Raw genomic sequence first — 22,626 nt, forward strand, 5'->3', positions numbered from 1 at the left:
GATTGGATTACTTATGAATTCTATCCTTATTGCTGGCATCATTGTTTCAGTGGGATTTCTTTTTGGTGAAATTGCCCAAAAAATTAAACTTCCAAAAATCACTGGTTATATCATTGCCGGTGTTTTGCTTAATCCAGGCATTGTTTCATTTATCCCAAAAAACTTTCCTGAGGCTACAAATCCAATCACCAATATTGCGCTGGCATTTATTACATTCTCAATCGGCGGATCTCTTTTGTATTCAAACATCAAAAAACTTGGAAAGGGAATGCTTTTAATTACTCTTTTTGAGGCTGAATTTGCCTTTTTAGCAATTGCTTTTAGCTTTATTTTATTCGGACCAATGTTCCTCACCGATGGTAATCCAAGTTGGCTTCAAATTATTATTCCAATGGGCTTGCTTTTAGGATGCCTAGGATCACCGACAGACCCATCTGCGACTTTAGCAATCAAGCAAGAATACAAGCCTGTTGGTGACGTGTCAGAAACAATGCTTGGTGTTGCTGCTTTTGATGATGTCTTGGGGATTATCAATTATAGCGTGGCTGTTGTTATTGCGGCCGCATGCGCTACGTCTACAACATTTAGCGTCGGAAGCGTTGTTATTCAGCCGATTGGTATCATTTTAGGTTCAGTTGCTCTCGGAGTAGCTTTTGGAGTCATCTTTAATCGAATTACCGATTTTATCACCAAAGAAAGCGAGGGAGTTCACATTGTTGTTGTTTTTGGATTGTTAACTTCGTGCTTTGGGCTCTGCCAAATGATTGGCACAGACGCACTTTTAGCCATTATGACTTTGGGCGCGATTGTTGTTAATTTCAACAAAAAACAAGATCAAATATTTAAGCTGATGGAGCGATATGTTGATGAACTTATTTTTATTTTGTTTTTTACTTTAAGTGGGATGCATTTAAATTTTTCGGTTCTTTTCTCATCGGGTGCGATTGTTTTATTATTTGTCGTATTTAGAACGATCGGAAAATTCACCGGAACATTTGTCGGGGCAACAATTGCCAAAGCACCTGAAAATATTCGAAAATATACCATTGGAGGATTAATTCCTCAGGGTGGCATTGTTATTGGACTTGCCCTCGTGATTCGCCAAAATCCCGCATTTTATCAAATTTCTGATATCATCATAAGCGTTGTTATTGGTTCAACGGTTATTCACGAGATTGTTGGCCCAATTTGTGCAAAAATAGCATTGCAGAAAGCAGGAGAGATTTCAAAATAGTCAATCTTAAAATGCTTAACTTAAAGGAGGGAATATGTTGCTAACACTTATTATCATTGTCGTTTTAGGATTAGCTGTTGGAGGCATGTATAATCAATTTATTCAAGGACGCATTCATGTCCAAGAAGGCTTAAGCGGCGTTGATGTTCAACTTAAACGACGCCACAACCTTATCCCTAATCTTGTTGAAATCGTCAAAGGATACGCGCAGCATGAAAGTAGTTTATTCCAAAAAGTAACAGAGCTACGCTCTAAAGCAACAACCGCAACAGACATCAAAGAAAAGGCATCCTTGGAAAATAGCATCACACAAGCTCTTAAAGGCCTTCTTGTGGTTGTTGAAGCGTATCCCGACCTAAAGGCCAATCAAAATTTTATTGAATTGCAAAAAAATCTTTCAGAAATTGAAGATGAAATTCAAATTTCTCGTCGATACTACAATGGAACTGTCCGAAATTTGAATATTCTAGTCCAAACTTTTCCACGAAATATTATTGCTAATATATTTGATTTTAAATCTGAGGAATTCTTCGAAGTTGAGTCCGCAACCGAACGCTCCACACCTGAAATACAGTTTTAATAAAACTTTTAGCAAAAAGGAGGGCTCTTTGCGAAAAACATTTTTCTTTCGAATTTTAATTTTAAGTTTTTTAGTTCTTATTTCTAATGAAAATGTATTATTTGCACAAACGTTAGAGCAAATTCTTTCGTTCCAGAGTGAAATTAGCGTCCAGCAAAATTCCAATCTCATTGTAACCGAAACAATCAAAGTTTATGCCGCTAGTCAAGAAATAAAACGCGGTATTTATCGTGATTTTCCAACTCGCTATAAAGATCAATTTGGGAATAATTACGTTGTTGGTTTTAAAGTTATCTCTGTTTTGCGTGATGGACAACCAGATCAATATCACATAAAAAATATCGCCAATGGACAACGAGTTTATATTGGAGATGCAAACTATTTTTTGCCAAAAGGAGAATACACCTATACCCTCATATATCAAACAAACCGACAACTTGGATTTTTTAAAGATCATGACGAACTTTACTGGAACGTTACTGGAAACGGCTGGGTATTTCCGATTCTATACGCAAAGGCCATTGTTGATTTACCACGGGGTGCCTACGAGGATATACTGCAATACAAAAGCTTTACAGGCTATCAAGGATCTCAAAAAAAGGATGCAACAATTAAGCGCGATATGTTTGGCCGTTTGGTTTTCGAAACAACAAAGACACTTCTTCCAACTCAAGGGCTAACGATTGCGGTTATGTGGCCGAAAGGATACATAACAGAGCCAACAGCAATGATGAAACTTAAATATCTTTTAGCAGATAATAAAAATAATTTTTACGCGTTTTTAGGTTTCCTTTTTCTTCTTTTTTATTACCTTTTAGCTTGGTATCTTTTTGGTCGTGATCCATCCAAAGGGACAATTATTCCACTTTTTCATCCTCCAAAAAATATATCACCGGCTTCAATGCGCTATATTCTGAATATGAAATATGATCATAAAGTTTTTGTCGTTACTGTTCTTAGCATGGCAGTTAAGAAATTTCTTCGAATTGAAGAAAAAGATAATCTTAAAATCCTAAATTTTGGCAAAACTTACACACTTACAAAAACTGGCAATCAAGCTTCTTTAACAGCCGAAGAAAAAAATGTAAGCCAAAAACTTTTTAGACTATCAGAAGCAATAGAATTAAAGAATGAAAACTATGTGGAAATCGGAGACGCAATTTCTAATTTAAAATTTCACTTAGAAAAAAATGTTGAATCTAAGTATTTCTTTTCAAATCATGGTTACTTCATTTTTGGAATTATTCTTTCAATAGGTTTCTTTATTCCGTGTTCTAATCTTCTAGTTCTAGAAAGTAACAGTGCTTCTGTGCCTTGGATTCTGTTCATATTGGCAAGCACTGTTATTTTAAACCTTGTATTTCATCATTTATTGAAAGCGCCAACCTCAATGGGTCGAAAAATGATGGATCAAATTAAAGGATTCAAAATGTTTTTGTCGGTCACCGAAAAAGAACGACTTAATATTTTAAATCCACCAGAAAAAACACCCGAGCTATTTGAAAAATATCTTCCATACGCCTTAGCCCTTGATGTTGAGCACAAGTGGTCAGAACAATTTTCGGATGTTTTTGCTCGCCTAGAGCAACAAGGTCAGGCTTATTATCCTACATGGTACTCTGGCGGATCATGGAATTCATATAATATCGGTGGGTTTACTTCTAATCTTGGAAATTTCTTTTCTTCAACTATTGCGTTATCTTCAATATCGCCTGGATCAAGCTCTGGATTCGGAGGAGGAGGCGGCGGATGTGGTGGTGGAGGAGGCGGAGGAGGCGGTGGTGGATGGTAGATTTCTTTTAAAAAAACACTGAAAATTGCAAAGTAATATTTTAACTCAATAAATTTTAGTATATACTGTATTTTATTTATATATGTTTATATCCTAGTAAATGCCATGCACCTACTATAGATTAGGAAAAAAGAAATGAAGAAATGGCAAAAAATACCAGTCATCACGTTATCAATTATTCTGCTTCTTGGAATAATCAAGAATCAAATCATAAAAACAGTAGTCGCCACAGCTGCTTCAAGCATTTTAGGAGCAAAAGTACATATCGATAGTCTTGCCGTTGGCGTCTTTAAACCTGCGATAAAAATTAACGGATTAAAAGTTTACAATCCAAAGGATTTTCCAAAGGGAATTTTAATTGACATTAATAAAATGGAAGTCCAATACAATTTGCCCTCAATTTTAAAAGGAAAACTTCACTTGCCACTGGTAGCTTTAGACCTAAAGGAAATGATTGTTGTAAAAAATGCCACCGGTGAACTTAATGTTGATTCTCTTAAAGTAATTCAGCAAGAGGATGGTCAAAAGCAAATTAACAACAAAAATAAAAAACCTGCTAAGCAAATGTCAATGCAAATTGATGAATTACACCTCAATTTAGGCAAGGCGATTATTAAAGATTACACAAAAGGAGAGTTACCCACAGTCTTGGCGTATGACATCGGCATAAAAAATAAAATTTACACCAATATCCAGAGTGCTCAAGAACTTGTTGCGAGAATCATGCTTGATGCCATGGGACCAATAGGATTAAAGAGTGCGGCAATTTATGGAGCAGCTACAGCTTTAGGCGTTGCGTTCTTGCCAGCTGGAATTGCTGGCATCCTAATCGGCGAAGATAGCGTGGTTGGTATTTACAAAAGTAGTCCAGATAAAGTTTTCGACAAAGCACTTGAATTGCTACAAAAAATTGGGACAATCAAAAAATCCAATACACAAAGAAAAACAATTACAGCAAACGTTTATGGGGCTGATGTCAACCTGACTATTTCAATTAATACGGATAAAAAAACAGAAGTCCGCATTAAAGCGCGTCAACTCATGGCGCCGAAAGACGAAATCGCTGGTGGCGTTCTGTATCAGCTTTCACAGGAGATAAAATAAATTGTTTAAAGAACAAATCATAAACTTTTTCCTTAAACGCCACTTATTGGCCAATCTTATTTTTATAACGGTTTTTGTTGGTGGTATTATTGCCTGGAATCAAATCCCAAAAGAAGAGCTTCCAGACATTACTTTTGATACTGTGCGTATTTCTGTTAATTATCCTGGTGCCTCAGCAGAAGAGGTCGAATATTATATTACGCGCCCTATTGAAGAGGCGGTGCGAAGCCTTGATGGGATTTACAAAATCACAAGCGCTACGGGTGTTGGCAGTTCGTCTGTTACCATCGAAATTGAAAAAGATTACCCGGACAAAGACGACGTTATCACAGAAATACGAAACGTCACGCTTGATGTTGATTTGCCTGATGATGTCAAAGACGACCCTAATATTCGAGTTTTTAAAACCTCTCGTAAAGCGATCATTGACATCGTTCTTTTTCTAGAAGACAAAAATATCTTAGATGTCTTATCGCGTCAAAAACTGCAATCCTACGCGCTAGCCCTTGAAAATAAACTTTTAAGTATTTCCGAAGTCAGCTCCATATCACGCTCTGGATACCTAGATGATGAAATTCATATCAAAATTCATCCTGAAAAATTAATCGAATACCGAATTCCCTTTAATACGATTATCAGGGAAATTCAAGCCAACAATATCCGACAGCCTGCCGGAAACATCGAAAATATTCAAGAACCAAAAGTGACGCTTTTTGGCGAGCTGACCGATATTACGGCTCTAAAGAACCTAGCGATTCAAGGTGGTTTTGAAGGACAAGTTATTCGTTTAAGCGATATCGCCGATGTCGTTAAAGGATATGAAAAAACAAAAACCGTTACAAAAATAAACGGGAGAGAAGGCATTGTCCTTAATGTAGTCAAAAGCTCCCAGGTTGGAATCATCGAAGCCATTGATGCCGTTACTCGAGTTGTTCAGAATTTTGAGCAAAACAATGCAAAGGAAAGCGGCATTAAAATCGCTTTATTAGACGATGAATCTTTTGATGTACGAAATAGACTTTCTTTAATTATGCTTAATGGCGCAATTGGATTTATCTTGATTGCGTTTGCACTTTTTCTATTTCTGGATTTTCGTTCAGGGTTATGTGTCGCAATGGGCATTCCATTTACTTTTTGCTTTGCTTTAATTGCCGCATTCTTTGCAGGATACTCTGTTAATAATATTACGCTTGCCGCAGTCATCATTGTCATGGGAATGGTTGTTGATGATGCCATTGTGGTCTCTGAAAACATTTCGCGATTTCGCGTCACAGGCATGGACCCAGAACAAGCAGCCAACAAAGGAACTTCGTTTGTGTTTTTACCTATTATAGCAAGCATCCTAACAACTTGTGTTGCCTTCATACCGCTATATTTCTTCTCTGGAAGATTTGGCGCCATGGTTGGATTTATTCCATTAATTGTGTTTGTTATGCTTGGTGGAAGCTTATTTGAAGCACTCTTTATTCTCCCTGGACACATGATTTTACCTTTGGGAGATAAATTAAATAAGATTGTTCACGATTTTAATCTTAACAAACATGTTAAAAAACTTTTTAAAAAAACACTTTCACCAGCCGAGATCTCTAAAAAGCACTGGTTTGATTTCTGCGAAAGGATATACGCAAAATTAATCAAAAAATTGCTTCCTTTAAAATTCATTGTGTTTGGTTGTTTTGCAGTTCTTCTTGTTATATCTGCAATCATTGGCACTTATCGAATGAAATTCCTTATGTTTCCAGATGAGGAAACGCGACAAATTATTTTGACAGGAGAAGCTCCTGAAGGAACGCAACGATACCAAACGGCTCGTTTTACTCAAGCGATTGAAGATATTATCTTAAAATCTGTTGGCAAAGAAGTCGTTGGATTTAGAAATCAGGTCGCCCAAACTCGTAGAGGTTCAGCGGCAACAGAAAATCAGTTTCGCATAAACATAGAAATTTTGCCGAAAGAAAAGCGAGAAAAAAGCGCCGATCAACTCATTAAACAATGGGAAAAAGAATTTGCCAACCTTGAAAATTTTAAAAAATTAAAATTTCGAAAAACATGGCACGGACAATCAGGAGAGAGCCCTATTGAAATTTTAGTCAAAGAAAATAATGATGAGCGTCGTTTTAAAATTTGCGATGAATTGAGTGAAATCATGAAATCATCCCCAGCTCTGACTGCCGTTGAAATCGATCGACCGATTTTAAATCTTGAATACCGCATCAAACTTGATCGCGATAAAATTCGAAGACTCGCGATAAATCCTTCGGACATCGCTTCAACACTTCGCGCTTCTTTAGAAGGAAAAATTTTATATGATTTTATGGGAGATGATGAAGAAATTTATGTGCGACTAACCACAACCGATAGCGCCAAAGACAGTATTGAAAAAGTTCTTGAGCTTCCAGTCGAAAACGCAGGAAACTATCTTGTCCCTTTAGGCGATATCGTTTTTGTTGAAAAGATTGAGAAGCCCGACTCAATCATCCGTGAAGACCTGAAACGTACCACAACCATCTTTGCGGATATCAAGCCGGGGTCTGGAAAAACACCTCTAGATATTGCCGATTATTTTGAACACAATGTTTTTAGCAAGATTATGGCCAAATCCCCATCGACGATTGTGGAATTCGCAGGAGAAGTCTTGGACACACGAGAGTCACAAAAAAACTTTAGCGTGGCCATCTTAATGGCCATTGTGCTAATTTATATTATTTTAGCCCTTTTGTTTAATTCACTATTTAAGCCATTTATTATTATGCTCACAATTCCGTTTGGTATCGTTGGCATTATTTTGGCGTTTTGGTTACACGGAATTTCCATGTATGGATTCTTTGCGGTTATTGGAGCACTCGGTCTTGCTGGCGTTGTTGTCAATGACGCGATTATTATGCTGGTTAAACTGGATAGTGATTTTAATTCATCTCTAGGCAAAGATCAAATTAACAACCAAATCGCTGAGATCGCAAAAACACGACTTCGCGCGGTTGTTCTCACAACGCTAACAACGGTCGTCGGCATCATCCCAACAGCATACGGGTGGGCTGGATACGATTCGATGCTTGCACAAATGATGCTGGCGCTCTGCTGGGGACTTATTTTTGGTACAACCATCACACTTATTCTTATTCCAAGTCTTTATAGTTTTATTCAAAATACGAGGTGTCGATTATCATGAAAAAAATATTTCTTATTCTTTTAATTCTTTTTGTATCAATAGCTTCTTTTTCTCAGGAAAAAAGTATTAAAGTCTTACCCCTTGAAGATTTTGTTAATCTTGCGTCACAAAATGACACACGCTTTGAAGAAATCTTAATCGATGAGCTTAAGCTTAAATACCAGAAAACCCTCAGCCTTCCGACAGGGGATTTTCTTCTTTCTATCAAAGGACAATATGATTTTCTTTTTAATCCGAGCGACAATGATTATGAAAATAAAATTTCACTATCTAAGCTTTTTCCTTACACAGGCACAACACTGGCAGCGGAATACGATTCGTCAGTATCGTCACGCGCACGAAATGTAAGCTCAGAATTTAATATAACATTTTCGCAACCCATCGCCCAGAATGCGTTTGGTCGAAATACACGGCTACTCTCTAAAATTATTGGTCTCGAAACTGAAGTCGCAAGGTTCCAGATCACAGAAGCCTACGAAGATTATTTAGCATCGATTATTCAGCTTTATTATAATTGGTATTCTGCTTATGAAAACGTCAAAACAGCTCAAAACTCTTTAAATGAAAATTTAAAGTTGCTTGACAACACAAAAGAACGTCAGAAGCATAAGATTGCTCTGCCCGTAGACGTCAACAAGGTCGAGCTTCAGGTTGCCGCTAAAAAGGAAGCCTTGATTGCGCTTGAAAATGCATACGCTAAATATCTAAATCTCATCAAAGAATCAATTCGACATAATGCCACAGAAGCCCTGGAGCCAACAAATCCATCTGTTTATGAAGAAGTCGCTATTGATTTTGATTCTGATTATGAATTATTTAAGACGCAAAGTCGCACAATACAAATTTTAAATCTTTTGCAAAACAAGGGCGGACTTGAGATCAACCAGTATGCTGATGAGATTTTACCGTCAATTAATATTATTGCCGGTTATTCAAAAGAGGGTTCTGATCGAGACTTAAGGGATAGCGATCAAATGGCTTTCGCCGGACTTTCGTTTGACTGGCCTTTTCCATCTACGGTTGAGCGCGCAAGATTAGAAATCGCTAAAATCAATCTTGAAAAAACAAAGCTATCAAATGAAAATATTTATCTTCGTCTTCATTCTAATTTAAAGAATTTAAACAATCAAATCGCAAACGAGAGGCAGCTTATCGTGCTTGCCAAAAGCAAAATTATTTTTGCCCAATCCATTGTGGAAGATGAAAGAAAGAACTATTCTTTAGGTCGCACAACACTTAAGGATTTTATTGACGAAGTCAACAAGCTTGAAGACAACAAATTCAATAAACTTTATCATGAAATTGAGCTCAAACGGCTTATTGTGGAATGGTTGAGATTAACAGATAATTTGCTTACTAAAACGCTTTAACGAAGGTAAAAATTACCTCACATTAAAATTTAAATAAAATTTCACATTAAAAATATAAAAAATAAAATCGATGCAAAAAATTTTAATTACAATTGGAATGCTTGCCTTTAGCAATATATTTATGACTTTTGCCTGGTACGGTCATCTAAAAAACCTGAACACAAAGCCATGGATTATCGCGGCGTTGATTAGCTGGGGAATCGCATTATTTGAATATTTGATACAAGTACCAGCGAACCGCACAGGATATCAAGTGATGAGCCTTGGACAATTAAAAATTCTTCAAGAGGCGATCACGCTGTCCATTTTTATTCCTTTTTCAATTTTTTATATGAAAGAAAACTTAAAACAAGAATACATCTGGGCATCACTCTTTATTTTGGCTGCGGTTATTTGCATTTTTAAAGGAGAATTAAAATGATGACATTAGAATTATTCACTAATCAAAGCGCATCTTATCAATGGTTTTTCTTGCCATTTTTAATTTTTTTAGCGAGAGTCTGCGATGTCTCAATGGATACCCTTCGCATTATGCTTCTTTCGAAGGGTAAAAAAATACTTGCTCCACTGATTGGATTTTTCCAAATTCTTATTTGGCTTTTGGCTTTTAGGCAAATTATCCTCAACCTATCAAATCCTGCCTGCTACATAGGCTTTGCCGCTGGGTTTGCCACGGGAACATATGTTGGAATAATCCTCGAAGAAAAACTAGCAATAGGATTTCAAATCCTTAGAGTCGTTACCCGCAAAGACGCGTCTTCTTTGATTGAATTTCTTAAAAGTCATGGGTATGGAATCACGAGCGTCGAAGGCCAAGGAGTGACTGGAAAAGTCGACATCATCTACACTATTGTTAGACGTTGCGAAATCTCTAGACTCGTTGGCATTATTAAAAAATTCAATCCCAATGCTTTTTATACAATTGAAGATGTTCAGGGGATAAGCGAAGAAGGAATCCACTTAGTTAAACGAAAAAGATCAAAAAAAAGAAAATTATAAAATAGACAAGGCCTCAATGCTTTGTGATTTTTGCACAAAATTAAATTGACCCACGTGGCATACTCGCAGAACGAGACATTCTCTATAAAAATAAATATTATATTTTGTTGAAAAAAAAGACGAAGATACTATACTAATTTTACTTAAACAATTATTAAAGGAGCTGTAAATGAATTTTTGTGAATTTGACGTATTCGAAAAGAAAGTTATTATTCGAACCAAAACAAGAATTTGCGAGACTGTTGATGAGCTGCTGGCAAGTCCACTCTTTATTCATATTTTAAAACTTTGCATAAAACAGCTACAGAAACACCATTCTTATTTACTTGGTATCTTTGAAAAAAAAGAAATCACAAACCAAGATATTGAAAACCTTGTTAAAACTTTTCACTTCTTAACAAAAATGTCAGGAAACCTAATCCCAAACGTTGTTAAAGAATCTTCTACATTTTTCAAAGATAAGAAATTATTAAATGAATTTGTTGAATACATTTACAACAACTGGAGAAGCTTCGACCGTTTTATTCTCTGCGAATACGAAGAAAGCACGCAAGAAGATCGCCCTTACAGAATTTTTAACAATACTGTTGAACAATTGATGCATCTTGTCAGAGCTGCATACCGCGACATCCAGGAAAATATCACCGGCACTCATCCTCGAATATATCGTCAAGTACGGGCGGGCGCAGAAATTGCCAGCATTACAATTGTTAAAAAAATACCGTTTGGATCCTCTGAATATGAAAAATTAAATTCAGTCCCGATTATTCGACAAATTTTGATGTATCCTCCACTAATACTGAATCCTCCAATGAATAAGCGCACAGGCATGTTTGAGCAAGTCAAGCAAAATCCATTGGAAAAAGTGAAGCTAGAGGAAAACGATTGGTTGTGTTATCCCGCCAAAGTCGGTCAACTTGTTATTCTTATTTATTTTCATCGTAAATTTTACGAACTTGGCTTTTCCTTGTGTAATCTTTTTGAGCTTGCGGAAGATGAAAAGCTAACTAAAAAGCCTGATGCTGTTTATTGTTTTGGTGTGTCCAAAGAAAACATCGAGGGCCTTGGTAAATCGCTAACTGTTTTCTATGAAGATTACAAAAATGGAATGCTCACCGCCGTCGTTCCCAGTGAAGATGAATTTGGGTATTTTGGCTATCTCAAAAAGATGGTTTTAACGCTTCACAACGTTATTATGATGCGCCGAGGTATTTTACCATTTCATGGAGCGCTTCTAAATGTGATGTTACCTGAAAATAAAGCTACGACAATTTTGCTTATTGGTGATACCGGTGCTGGCAAGTCCGAGACAATCGAAGCTCTGCGTGATCTAGGAAAAGACGAAATCCAAGATATGATCATTATCGCAGATGATATGGGTTCGATCCAAGTTAATAAAGACGGCGATGCGATTGGTTATGGGACAGAAATTGGAGCTTTCTTGCGCCTGGATGATCTAAAAACAGGATATGCGTTTGGTCAAATCGATCGAGCCATTATTATGAGTCCAAACAAGACAAATGCCCGTATTATACTTCCTGTTGCGTCATTTGATCGCGTTGTACACGGATACAAAATTGATTTTATTATTTACGCGAATAATTATGAAGAAATCGATGACGAACATCCCGCTGTTGAACAAATCAACAATTCTGAGAGCGCCTTACAAATATTTCGTGAAGGCACCGTTATGAGCAAAGGGACAACAACATCCACGGGACTTGTTCATTCCTATTTTGCAAATGTCTTTGGTCCAGCACAATATAAAAGTTTGCATGATGAACTCGCGAAAGAATATTTCGCAAAGTTTTATCAAAAAAATCTTTTTGTTGGCCAAATGAGAACACGGCTTGGTATCGCAGGATATGAGAGGCAAGGCCCAGAAAAAGCCGCCAAAGAACTTTTAAATATAATTAAGAATCGTTAAGACGACCTTAGCCATCAAAGCTATCCTAAAAAAACACTTTTCTATATTATGAAACAAAAAAGTGATTCAGAAAAATATTCTTCCGAAGAAATCGCTAACTGTGTTTCTTTACTCGAAAAATTTGTCGAAAATAGCGAACAGTTGGCACTTCTATCCGAAGAAGAGCGTATTCTTCTCTTAAAAGCTGCTGGTAAGCTTGCACAGCCCACGAGCGATGAAAAGCTTAAGCGCAAAAGAGATATTCGTCAAGCCAAGCGTCAAAAGATTATCAAAAAAGAAAGATCCGCTCGCGCAAAAACAGGAATCCGCAAAGCTCGCGAATCGTCGGTTTTTATTGCCCCCCAACAACTTCTTGAGAGTAAAACCCACTCCGATCACTCTTATTCAGAATTAAAATCTCATCGCAATTGCTATGTTTGCAAATCTGAATTTAAGCGCCTACATTTTTTTTATGACGCTATGTGTCCGAAATGCGCTGAATTTAATTATCAAAAAAGATTCCAAACCGCACCCCTTAACAATAAAGTCGCGCTGATCACAGGCTCACGTTTAAAAATTGGGCATCACGCAACATTAATGATGTTGCGTGCCGGAGCCAAAGTGATCGCAACAACACGGTTTCCGGTAGATTCAGCTTTGAGATTTTCTAAAGAAAAAGATTTTGCGAAATGGTCACACAGATTACATATTTATGGATTAGATTTGCGCCACACGCCTAGCGTTGAAATCTTCTGCACATATATCGAACAAAAATACGATCGATTGGATTTATTAATTAACAATGCAGCGCAGACCGTTCGACGACCACCAGGTTTTTATGCGCATATGATTGCTAATGAAACACTAAATTTCAAGGATTTACCGCAACCTGCACAAATGGTGTTAAATCATTTTGAAGAATGCAAAAAAGTCTTGATATCTTTTTCTAAATCTAGTCTTGCCACAGATCTTGCGTTGCCAGTAAGTTGGAATGGGCGAACGCCGGGCATTGGATTGTGTTCTTCGGCACAACTTTCTCAAATTCCTTATACTTATGATCACGCTTTAGCAAAAGAAGAAGTTTTTCCAACTGGGAAATTAGATGCGGACTTACAACAAGTCGATTTACGCAAAACAAATAGTTGGCGTTTAAAGTTAGGAGAAATTCCTACATCCGAAATGTTAGAGCTTCAGCTGGTCAACGCGATTGCCCCATTTGTTTTGTGCAATCGTCTTGTCTCTCTAATGAAGCGCGACAATACTGGAGAAAAACATATCGTTAATGTGTCAGCAATGGAAGGAAAATTCTTACGCTTTAAAAAAAGCGAACGTCATCCTCATACCAATATGGCTAAAGCAGCTTTGAATATGCTGACACATACGTCTTCTCGAGAGTTGGCAAAATACGGTATTTTTATGAATGCGGTTGATACAGGTTGGGTCACGGATGAAGATCCGGCAGCACTATCCATTCACAAACAAGAACAGCACGACTTCCAACCTCCATTAGATATTGTTGATGGTGCCGCGCGTGTGTGTGATCCGTTTTTTGATGGTATCTTAAAGGGTGAGCATTGGTGTGGAAAATTTTTAAAAGATTATTTCCCAATTGATTGGTAAAAAGACAGTCTAAAGAAATCACAAAATCCTTTTGAGCAAATCAACTAAAAGCATTTCTATTTTACTTGACCCATCAAAGTAATTTCTTCTCGATCGTGATACAGTTGCTTTACACGTAAAATCTTGCAATGAGGGAGAAGTCCTCCTTTAGCATCTCTAATTTTTCGTAATAATAAAATAGGATCATTCTTTCCAACTTTAATGTTGGCAATGAAATAGCGACACCATTTTTGACTCAGCCATTTGCGCAAAAGATTTAAAATGACTTCTGGTTTCTCAATAATGTCGCACAAAAGCCAATCAGCAGGTCTACGATCAATATATCGATACTTAAGCGCGTCAGTTTTTAAATGATATATATTTTTGTTTGATCGAGCAACGCCCTTAAGCAGTCCGTTGTCGATTGCGGTAACGTACGCACCACGCTTCATTGCGCTATAGCTCCATCCGCCAGGAGCAGCTCCAAGATCAATAACAGTGTCATTGGATATAGGCTGGTGACCAAATATTTTAAAGGCTTCTTCTATTTTAAGATAAGACCGTGACGGTGCGGCTGGATCCATTTGCATTCGTTGCTGCCCTGCACAAAGGGCTTTGAAGGAAACGAAGGCCTGGTTAAAGCCTGTAAAGTAAACAAAAAATCCTTCAGAGAATTCTGGAGTACAGGGAATATCTTTTTTGGCAAGTTTTGCTATCCGAGACATTTTCTTCAGCATTTTGTTAGACCAGTTTTTTTCAACGGTTTTTGCGTGATGAGCCAACTGCTCATTGCCAGAAGAAGAAAAGAGGCGTGCCCACGGCGCAACAATACGTTCTTGTCCAATATGCGCGATAAAAAGATTGATAAGCTTCTCGGTTAAACTATTCACAGATGTTGCGCAAACAAAAACAGGATTCTCCAAAACCTGACGCGCAAAACAGAGATTTCTTAAAGGTATTTCGCATTGTTTGAATAATATTTGATTTTGCCACTGCGCGAGAATCCCTCCGTGACATTTATTTAAAAAATTGATATCATATAAGCTAATTTCACGCGCAAGTATTTTTTCATAATCTTTCTTGCAAGTGATTAAAGTCGTTGTTGTCATTTTTATTTTCGTTGATTAAAGATTATTTTTTGTTTATTAAAATTAGTTTATCATAAAAAACATTTAGTTTTATTAATAAATTTCATCAAAAAGAAAGCGTAAAGAAACAACCTCATGCCTCAAAGCAATAAAATACCTAAAAGATATCAACCCAAAAATTTCAATATTTTATATGACGATCGTGATATCATCATTGGCGACAAGGCCGCGGGTGTTCTAACCGTTGCTGCCGCGTGGAACAAAAATGATACTGTTCATTCTGCACTCAACCAATATGTTCGCAAGGGTAATTCAAAATCAAAAAAATGTGTCTATGTTGTGCATAGGCTAGACCAGAATACTTCTGGAATACTTATTTTTGCAAAGACCGAACAAGTGCAAAGATTTTTAAAAGATGATTGGAAAAACACAATCAAAACATATTATGCTGTTGTTCATGGACAGATGGCAAAAAAAGGCGGAACAATCTCGAGCTATCTAATTGAAGACGAGGAATATATGGTGCATTCCACTAAAGATAGAACAGAAGGAAAACTATCGCATACCGAATATGTCGTCATTGGGGAGACATCGAAGTTTAGTTTATTAAAGATCAATCTTTTAACTGGAAGAAAGAATCAAATACGCGTTCACCTTGCAAATGAAGGCCACCCCGTAGTCGGAGATAGCAAATATGGCAAAAATGCATCTAGACAAAAGCGCTTAGCACTACATTCCCAGTCAATTTCTTTTACTCATCCATTCAGCAAAGAACGAATGACTTTTGAGACTAACGTGCCAGAATACTTCACCACTTTCGTTGGCCACTGGCAAAAGAAACCTATCCAACCAAATTCTTCTTGACGAAAAATTAACAAAAGAATATAAAGGAGTACATCAGTTACAGGGTATAGTGCTTATAAATGATATGTTTGATTTTATTTATTTGTTGAATTTAAAAGCGAAAATACAAAACAATTAATTAAATACCGATTCCTAGTTTTAAAAAAATTATTAAAATGAACAATGCTCCAGATGGCATCCCGCAAAATTCAAGAAAAATCGATACGCTTTTGCCTAAAACCGATAAAATTGTTATTCTGCAGCTCTTAGAACTTTTTTCAAAAGTCGATCAAAGATCCTCACAGCTTAAAAACGATTCTGGTATCCATTGCCCAGATAGATGTGCGCAATGCTGTGCCACAGCCCAAGTCGAAACAACCGCAATTGAGATGCTTCCGCTAGCGGTTGAATTATGGCGAACAAACCAGGCCGACACATATCTTGAGCTGATCGATGCGACTCAAGGCTCAAGAAAATGCGTTTTTCTAAATCAAGATCCAGACGCACCCAATAACGGTCGTTGTGCGATTTATACGCTTAGGCCTTTGATTTGTCGACTATTTGGATTTTTTACGATAAGAAACAAATACGGTAAGTATGTTTACGGTGGATGCAAAATAATTAGAGAAAAATACCCCGAAGCTCATCAGAAAGCAATGTCGCTTATTGCAGCGCACACGCACCCATCTTTATTAACCGATTACACCATTCAAATTATCAGCATGGGTTGCGCTCTCGATAGAAAAATGGTTCCAATTAATCTTGCCGCAAAACTAGCTCTTGAAAAAGTTGGACTCGAAATACACAAAAGGGCAGCAATAAAAATAGATAATTAAAATAGATGAGCAATAGAAAAAAACGAAAAATTTATACCAGCCTTACAAATGGTCCTTTAAGTCGCTCGATTTGGAGATTAGCCATTCCTATGATGATTGGAGCATTTCTTCAAAATTTGTTTACTTTGGCCGATTTATTTTTTGTTGGCAAACTTGGTTACATTGCCGTTGCTGCAATATCAATCGCGGATGTTATTCTTGGATTCTTAATTATGGTTGTTATGGGCGTTTCTTCAGGCGCAACAGTCTTGATTTCGCATTTTATCGGTAAACAAGAATACGAGAATGCTGATAGTGTACTTTTTCAGATCATCATTATAAGTATTTTCTGTGCAGGCGCGATGATCTGTATTGGGCTTTTTGGCACAACATGGCTTTTACGCTTATCCGGAGCCACGCCTGCCATTATCCCCGTGGCTCTCGAATATTTAAAGATAAGCTTTCTCTGGTCAATTTTTATCTTTCTCCTCATCGGGCTTAGTCAAGCTTTACGCGGGTCTGGCGAGGCTGTTTTTCCTCTAAAAGTATTAATATTTTCTAATTTACTAAACGTTGCGCTTGATCCAATTTTTATTTTCGGCTGGGGATTTATACCAAGAATGGAGGTAGCGGGATCTGCGATAGCAACCATTATTAGCGAGGCTGTCGGAGTCAGTTTACTTTTGTGGCACTTATTATTTGGTCACTCAACATTACATTTTAAAAAGGCAGTCTCAAGAATCAATATCGCTGTCATTTCACGAATCTTTAAAATTGGTATTTTTTCATCAATTGAAATATTCTTAAGACAGGTATCAATTCTCCTTTTATTATATCTCGTGACTTCTTATGGTGAAACGTACATCGCTGCTTTTGGTATTGTTACGCGACTTAGACTCTCCGTTGTAATGCTTGGCCTTGGAATGGGAAGCGCGTGTTCAGTTTTAATTGGACAAAACATGGGAGCCGGACGCCCTGAAAGAGCAACTCAAACCGCAAAATTAACATTACGATATTATGAATATATGGTTATCCCTTTGTCTGTATTTTTCTTTATTTTTTCAAAAAGCATTATAAGTGCCTTTAACGTTAATCCCCAAGTCGTTGAGACAGGAAGCACGTTCTTAAAATTCATTGCAGTGACTCTACCATTTTTACCCCCCGCTTTAATATTCGGCCTTGGCGTTGCAGGAGCCGGAGATACGATTGCACCAGCTGCAATGACTGGAATATTTCAATTAGGTCTCAGAATATCTATTGCTTACATATTATCTATTATTATTCAACTTGGTACAAACGGATTGTGGTTAGGAATGAACGTGTCAGACATCTGCCAAGGTCTCGCAATGTTTTGGTATTTTAACCGTGGGTATTGGAAAAAAAGATATTATCAACATCGAGATGCTATTGAAGAAGAAAATATTGCACTAATCAAATCATGATCATCTTTTAGAAATCTACGTTATTATGCTAGGAGAGAATTAAGTTCTCGGAACGAAAAGATTTAAAAGGCAATATGTCTAATAATCCAAGAAACTATATGATTAAATGTAGCGAGAAGGTATAAATGATTGAGATTGGAAAATATAATAAATTAAAAGCCGTGAAAACATCAGCAGACGGCGTCTATCTAGACGCAGGAAATTACGGTGAATTATTGCTTCCGACAGCCGAAGTCCCGGATAATTATAATGCTGGGGACTCATTAAAAGTTTTTCTTTATCGCGAGTCAGAGACGCAGATAATACCGACAACCAAAAAGCCACACGCGATCTTAGGAGAGTTTGCGTGCCTTAAGGTACTCGATGTTTTACCAATAGGCTCATTCTTAGATTGGGGACTGCCTAAAGATTTATTTGTTCCTTTATCCGAGCAACAAGAAGCTATGAAAGAAGGGGTGTCTTACGTTGTATATATCTATAAAGATGATCGACACGATCGTTTAGCGGCGTCATCAAAGTTAAACGCCTTTTTGGATCAAAAGCCTGTGGCTTTTAAAGAGAATGAAAAAGTTGATCTTGTGATTTGCAATCAAACAGAGCTTGGATATAATGCCATTGTTAATCATTCGCATTGGGGACTGCTTTATAAAAATGAAGCGTTTCAGACTCTTGAATACGGTCAAAAAGTACAAGGCTTTATTAAGAAAATCCGTGCAGATAAAAGAATTGATTTGAGTTTGCATATTCAGGGATACCAGAAAATGGATGATCTTGAAGAGAAAATCATTGCTGAAATCAATAGAGTGGGTGGAATATTTACGGTAACCGATAAAAGTTCGCCTGAAATAATTTATGAATTATTTGGCGTGAGTAAGAAAAAATATAAGATGGCTTTAGGATCTCTATACAAGCTTAAACGTATTATCATCGAGGACGATATTATTAAAATTCAGTAGGAATTAAAGTTCATTTGTACAGCAAAGCTGGATAAATTTACTAACAAACTTACGTCATTAGCGTTCCATAAGATTGCACTCGTTTAAAAAGGAAAAGAAGAAGAAGAAGAAGAAGAAGAAGAAGAAGAAGACAGCCCCCAAACAGAAACAGCTCTTTGAAGAAGGGGACAGCCCCAAACAGGGACAGCTCTTTAGATTCCGAAATTCCAAGGACACATACGTAATTAAGAATGTTCTGCAATCTTCACTTTGAAATAAAAGCTAGACCGGCCAAACGATAATAGGCAGTCCAGAAAATATTGAAATGTTTTCTGGATAAATTCGGGCTTTAATTTACGTCATAAAAACATCCGTAAATTATGCCCTCATTTAATTTATGAAAAAAATACCAAACATTTTGTCTTTTCTTAGAAATCCTTATTTTTATATCTTTTTTCTCGCCTTTTTTATAATTACCCCAACATTGCGATGGTCTTATTCTTTAGATGATATTGATAATTTTTATCTTATTTCTCAGATAAAAGGGATGGGAGATTTTTTTGGATACCTCTTACTTCCCGGAGATGGACATTTTATTCCACTTTTTCGTCTTTTTTATTTTATTTGCTTTAAAATATCCTGGCTAAATCCTCTGCTTTCACATCTTTTTGTCACGCTCGCTTTTTTCTTGTCTGGTTTAATCTTGATGAAAATTATCGAGCAACTAACAGGCTCTAAAACTGCAGGAATTTTTGCAGGAGCTTTTGTTCTTCTCTCCACAGGCTATACGCGTTGTCTGGAAATTGCTTTTTCACATTTTACACTGAGTTTGCCAATTATTCTTTTTTCTCTCTATAGCTTAATCAACTACCAACAAACAAAAAAACCGTGTTGGCATTTTTCGGTTATGGCGTGCATATTTATCGCACCATTATTTTCAGCGATGGGAATCTTGACAGGACCATGGGTTATCCTTTTTACGTTTTTATGCCTTGAAAGGAAAAATTGGAAAAAAATACTCATTAGTCCTTTTATCGTCTGGGTTTTAAGTGTTGTCATTTTCTTAGTAGAAATAAAAGCTGCTTCAACAATTGCAGATCCTCTTGTACGTGCATCAAATGCCATCCTGCTAACAGGGAAAGCCATTTGGATTTATACTTTACCAAATTTAACTTCTTACAAAGATCTGTCTTGGTTTTTAGTTGTTTTCTTTTTTTTAATGCTGTTTGTCCAAAGAAAGAAGATTAATTTTAAAATACTTAGCTTTTTTATCTTCTGGATTATTGGTAATTATCTTTTTATTTATTTTGGTCGAGGAAAATGGGGGATGAGACTCATTTTTTCACCACGGTACGCATTTTATGCTTCTTTAGGAATCGCATCGATCATTTGTCTAGTTATCGGATCCATCGCTCAAGACAAAGAATGGATTTATTTTTTTAAAAATAAAAAGAAAATATTAATCCCTATTTTTAGTCTTCTTATTATCGTGCACGCTTTTTATCAACACCAGATTATTTTGCAACAAACAAAAGAAAAGAACAGCCTTTTGGCCATCGGCACTCAAATGGAATCCGCACTAACAAATTATCTGCAAAAAACCAAGGAAAAAAAAGTTTTCTTAGAAGACAAAGAAACGCGTATACAAATGCTTTTTCCAGTTGATCGACGCATGAGCTACTATGCGTCGTTTTTATTAAGAGATGAATTTAAAAAAGAAATTGTTTGGAAAAAAGATAAAACTGAACAAAATTTTATCCAGCATGTTAAAATGAATCAATTGCAATATCCTAATTTCTTTGAATTATTAAAAGATGCGAAATATTTCTAAGATAAGAAAAACAAAATAAACATTTTATTAAGCATGAGGAGAAACAAATGAAAAAACTATTTACCTTTATTCTTGCGCTTTGCCTATTGTCATCTCTAACGGGCTGCGTCGCGCTTTTAGCCGGTGCAGGGGGCACAGCTTTATGGCAAGCTGGAAAAGTTATCTCCGAAGAACAGGTTTCAATGGAAAAAGGCTCTATGGCCGTTGAATCCGCCTTTAAAGCAAAAGGAATCATTCTCGAAAACAAGGTTGCAAGAAATGATGTCACACAATTACGCGGCAAAGATAAAAACGATTTGCGAGTTGCCGTTGATGTATTCTCCAAAGGGGATAAAAACATTAAGATTGAAATTCGCTACGGAATCGGCGATGAAACTCTCGCGAGAGATCTTTTAAACCAGATAAAGAGATATTTGTAAGCCTTAAAGAATAATGAGGAAATAAAATGCAAAAAAGGAATATGTCTATATTTGAAAAATATCTAACACTATGGGTTGGATTATGTATTGGAGCAGGGATTTTGATTGGCAAAATTGTTCCAAATTTTGCAAGCTATCTTGATGGTTTTGCTATTTATGTTAATAACGCTCCGGTTGTTTCTATCCCTATTGCCATATGTTTATTTTTTATGATGTATCCTATCATGGTCAAGATCGATTTTGTAGAAGTTGTAAGAGCAGGGAAGTCTCCAAAACCTGTCGGGCTAACTCTTTTTGTGAATTGGGCAATAAAACCATTTACGATGTATGCGATTGCTTTTTTCTTTCTTGGCGTTTTATTTAAAGGATTCATTGGGGCTGATGCTATAGATTACGTAAAAATGCCTCCTGGGGCAAATTGGGCAATTGGTTCTATTCATGGAGCGGGAACAGTTGTAATGCAGCAGGGAATAAAGATGTTGCAGGTTCCCCTGTGGAGAAGTTATTTTGCTGGATGTATTTTGCTGGGAATCGCTCCTTGCACGGCAATGGTTTTGATATGGGGATTTCTTTCAAAAGGAAATGATAGCCATACGCTTGTCATGGTGGCTGTTAATTCTTTAACAATGTTATTGCTTTACGGGGTCCTCGGAGGTTTTCTCCTAGGAGTAGGGAGGATGCCGATTCCTTGGCAAGCGCTGTTGCTTTCTATCGCAATTTATGTTGCATTGCCTCTGGTTGCAGGATTTCTTTCAAGAAAATGGATTATAGCGTACAAAGGAACCGATTGGTTTAACAAAAAGTTTTTACACATATTGTCCCCCGTATCCATCGTTGCACTGCTTTTTACTCTTGTGCTTTTGTTTTCTTTTAAAGGAAAAGTTATTCTCGATAAACCTTTGACTATTTTATGGATTGCAATACCGCTTTTTATTCAGACGTGTTTTATATTTGCGCTAACCTACTGGATGGCAAAAAAATTAAAATTAAGTTATGAAGATGCCGCTCCTTCGGCCATGATCGGTGCGAGCAATCATTTTGAAGTTGCGATTGCAACCGCAACAATGTTGTTTGGACTTTCATCAGGTGCCGCGCTAGCAACCGTTGTTGGAGTTTTAATCGAAGTCCCCGTCATGTTAATGTTGGTAAAGATTTGTTTGAAAACAAAAAAGTGGTTCGAATAAAAGCAGATGAAGATGGAAAACCAGCGCCCTTAGAAGCAGTGTTTTAAAAACCCGCGCGTCGTCACGGCAGGTTCCTAAGGTAAATTCGCACAGCAGCTTGATAGCACTGGCGTTCCATAAAACGGAGGTTCATTTGTCCAGCAAAGCTGGATAAATTCACTAACAAACTTACGTCACTGGCGTTCCGAAAAAACGGAGGTTCATTTGTCCAGCAAAGCTGGATAAATTCACTAACAAACTTACGTCACTGGCGTTCCGAAAAAACGGAGGTTCATTTGTCCAGCAAAGCTGGATAAATTCACTAACAAACTTACGT

The 22,626-nt window shown here is 36.9% G+C and carries 18 protein-coding genes; 17 read left to right on the forward strand and 1 reads right to left on the reverse strand.

The features are described 5' to 3' along the window. The first annotated feature begins 13 nt into the window (after positions 1-13). From PHY73_03205 to PHY73_03250, 10 genes are all read left to right on the forward strand, one after another. A complete protein-coding gene (locus PHY73_03205; GenBank protein MDD3374716.1) occupies positions 14-1,234 on the forward strand; it encodes a cation:proton antiporter in 1,221 nt (406 codons plus the stop codon). Positions 1,235-1,268: 34 nt separating this feature from the next. Then, entirely contained in the window at positions 1,269-1,814 is a 546-nt protein-coding gene (locus PHY73_03210; GenBank protein MDD3374717.1) for a LemA family protein, read from the forward strand. Between the two features lie 28 nt (positions 1,815-1,842). Beyond that, on the forward strand, positions 1,843-3,606 hold the full coding sequence (locus tag PHY73_03215) for a DUF2207 domain-containing protein (protein MDD3374718.1): 1,764 nt from the start codon (positions 1,843-1,845) through the stop codon (positions 3,604-3,606). A 135-nt stretch (positions 3,607-3,741) separates the two neighbouring features. After that, positions 3,742-4,710, forward strand: coding sequence for a hypothetical protein (locus PHY73_03220; protein MDD3374719.1), 969 nt, complete (start codon positions 3,742-3,744; stop codon positions 4,708-4,710). Position 4,711: 1 nt separating this feature from the next. Beyond that, a complete protein-coding gene (locus PHY73_03225) occupies positions 4,712-7,879 on the forward strand; it encodes an efflux RND transporter permease subunit (protein ID MDD3374720.1) in 3,168 nt (1,055 codons plus the stop codon). Beyond that, the gene (locus PHY73_03230) at positions 7,876-9,249 is read left to right on the forward strand and encodes a TolC family protein (protein ID MDD3374721.1); all 1,374 of its coding nucleotides are present in this window, start codon (positions 7,876-7,878) and stop codon (positions 9,247-9,249) included. The genes PHY73_03225 and PHY73_03230 overlap by 4 nt, the downstream gene beginning before the upstream one ends. Positions 9,250-9,319: 70 nt before the next feature. Further along, positions 9,320-9,670, forward strand: coding sequence for a DMT family protein (locus tag PHY73_03235; GenBank protein ID MDD3374722.1), 351 nt, complete (start codon positions 9,320-9,322; stop codon positions 9,668-9,670). After that, positions 9,667-10,248, forward strand: a complete 582-nt coding sequence (locus PHY73_03240) for a DUF2179 domain-containing protein (GenBank protein ID MDD3374723.1) — start codon at positions 9,667-9,669, stop codon at positions 10,246-10,248. Before PHY73_03235 ends, PHY73_03240 begins: the two co-directional genes overlap by 4 nt. 169 nt (positions 10,249-10,417) lie before the next feature. Further along, positions 10,418-12,175: a phosphoenolpyruvate carboxykinase gene (locus PHY73_03245; protein MDD3374724.1), complete on the forward strand. Its 1,758-nt coding sequence runs from the start codon at positions 10,418-10,420 to the stop codon at positions 12,173-12,175. Positions 12,176-12,223: 48 nt separating this feature from the next. Beyond that, entirely contained in the window at positions 12,224-13,774 is a 1,551-nt protein-coding gene (locus PHY73_03250; protein ID MDD3374725.1) for an SDR family NAD(P)-dependent oxidoreductase, read from the forward strand. 56 nt (positions 13,775-13,830) lie between these two features. Here the strand turns inward: PHY73_03250 and PHY73_03255 are convergent, their stop codons facing one another. Next, positions 13,831-14,862, reverse strand: coding sequence for an SAM-dependent methyltransferase (locus PHY73_03255; GenBank protein ID MDD3374726.1), 1,032 nt, complete (start codon positions 14,860-14,862; stop codon positions 13,831-13,833). A gap of 114 nt (positions 14,863-14,976) precedes the next feature. Here PHY73_03255 and PHY73_03260 point away from each other — a divergent pair, with 114 nt between their 5' ends. The 7 genes from PHY73_03260 (at position 14,977) to arsB (ending at position 22,310) form a co-directional block, all read left to right on the forward strand. After that, the gene (locus PHY73_03260; GenBank protein MDD3374727.1) at positions 14,977-15,705 is read left to right on the forward strand and encodes an RNA pseudouridine synthase; all 729 of its coding nucleotides are present in this window, start codon (positions 14,977-14,979) and stop codon (positions 15,703-15,705) included. A 155-nt stretch (positions 15,706-15,860) separates the two neighbouring features. Continuing rightward, the gene (locus tag PHY73_03265; GenBank protein MDD3374728.1) at positions 15,861-16,520 is read left to right on the forward strand and encodes a YkgJ family cysteine cluster protein; all 660 of its coding nucleotides are present in this window, start codon (positions 15,861-15,863) and stop codon (positions 16,518-16,520) included. 5 nt (positions 16,521-16,525) lie between these two features. Beyond that, positions 16,526-17,941 carry an MATE family efflux transporter gene (locus PHY73_03270; protein ID MDD3374729.1) on the forward strand — a complete coding sequence of 472 codons (1,416 nt, stop codon included), beginning with the start codon at positions 16,526-16,528 and terminating at the stop codon, positions 17,939-17,941. A gap of 125 nt (positions 17,942-18,066) precedes the next feature. Further along, a complete protein-coding gene (locus PHY73_03275) occupies positions 18,067-18,897 on the forward strand; it encodes a S1-like domain-containing RNA-binding protein (GenBank protein MDD3374730.1) in 831 nt (276 codons plus the stop codon). Between the two features lie 376 nt (positions 18,898-19,273). Beyond that, complete coding sequence (locus tag PHY73_03280) at positions 19,274-20,707, forward strand: hypothetical protein (protein MDD3374731.1); 1,434 nt, start codon at positions 19,274-19,276, stop codon at positions 20,705-20,707. Between the two features lie 47 nt (positions 20,708-20,754). Beyond that, a complete protein-coding gene (locus tag PHY73_03285; protein ID MDD3374732.1) occupies positions 20,755-21,126 on the forward strand; it encodes a DUF3568 family protein in 372 nt (123 codons plus the stop codon). Between the two features lie 26 nt (positions 21,127-21,152). After that, positions 21,153-22,310, forward strand: a complete 1,158-nt coding sequence (arsB, locus tag PHY73_03290; GenBank protein MDD3374733.1) for an ACR3 family arsenite efflux transporter — start codon at positions 21,153-21,155, stop codon at positions 22,308-22,310. Positions 22,311-22,626: the final 316 nt, after the last annotated feature.

This window comes from Candidatus Omnitrophota bacterium, from assembly GCA_028693815.1.
Taxonomy (GTDB): domain Bacteria; phylum Omnitrophota; class Gorgyraeia; order Zapsychrales; family Aceulaceae; genus Aceula.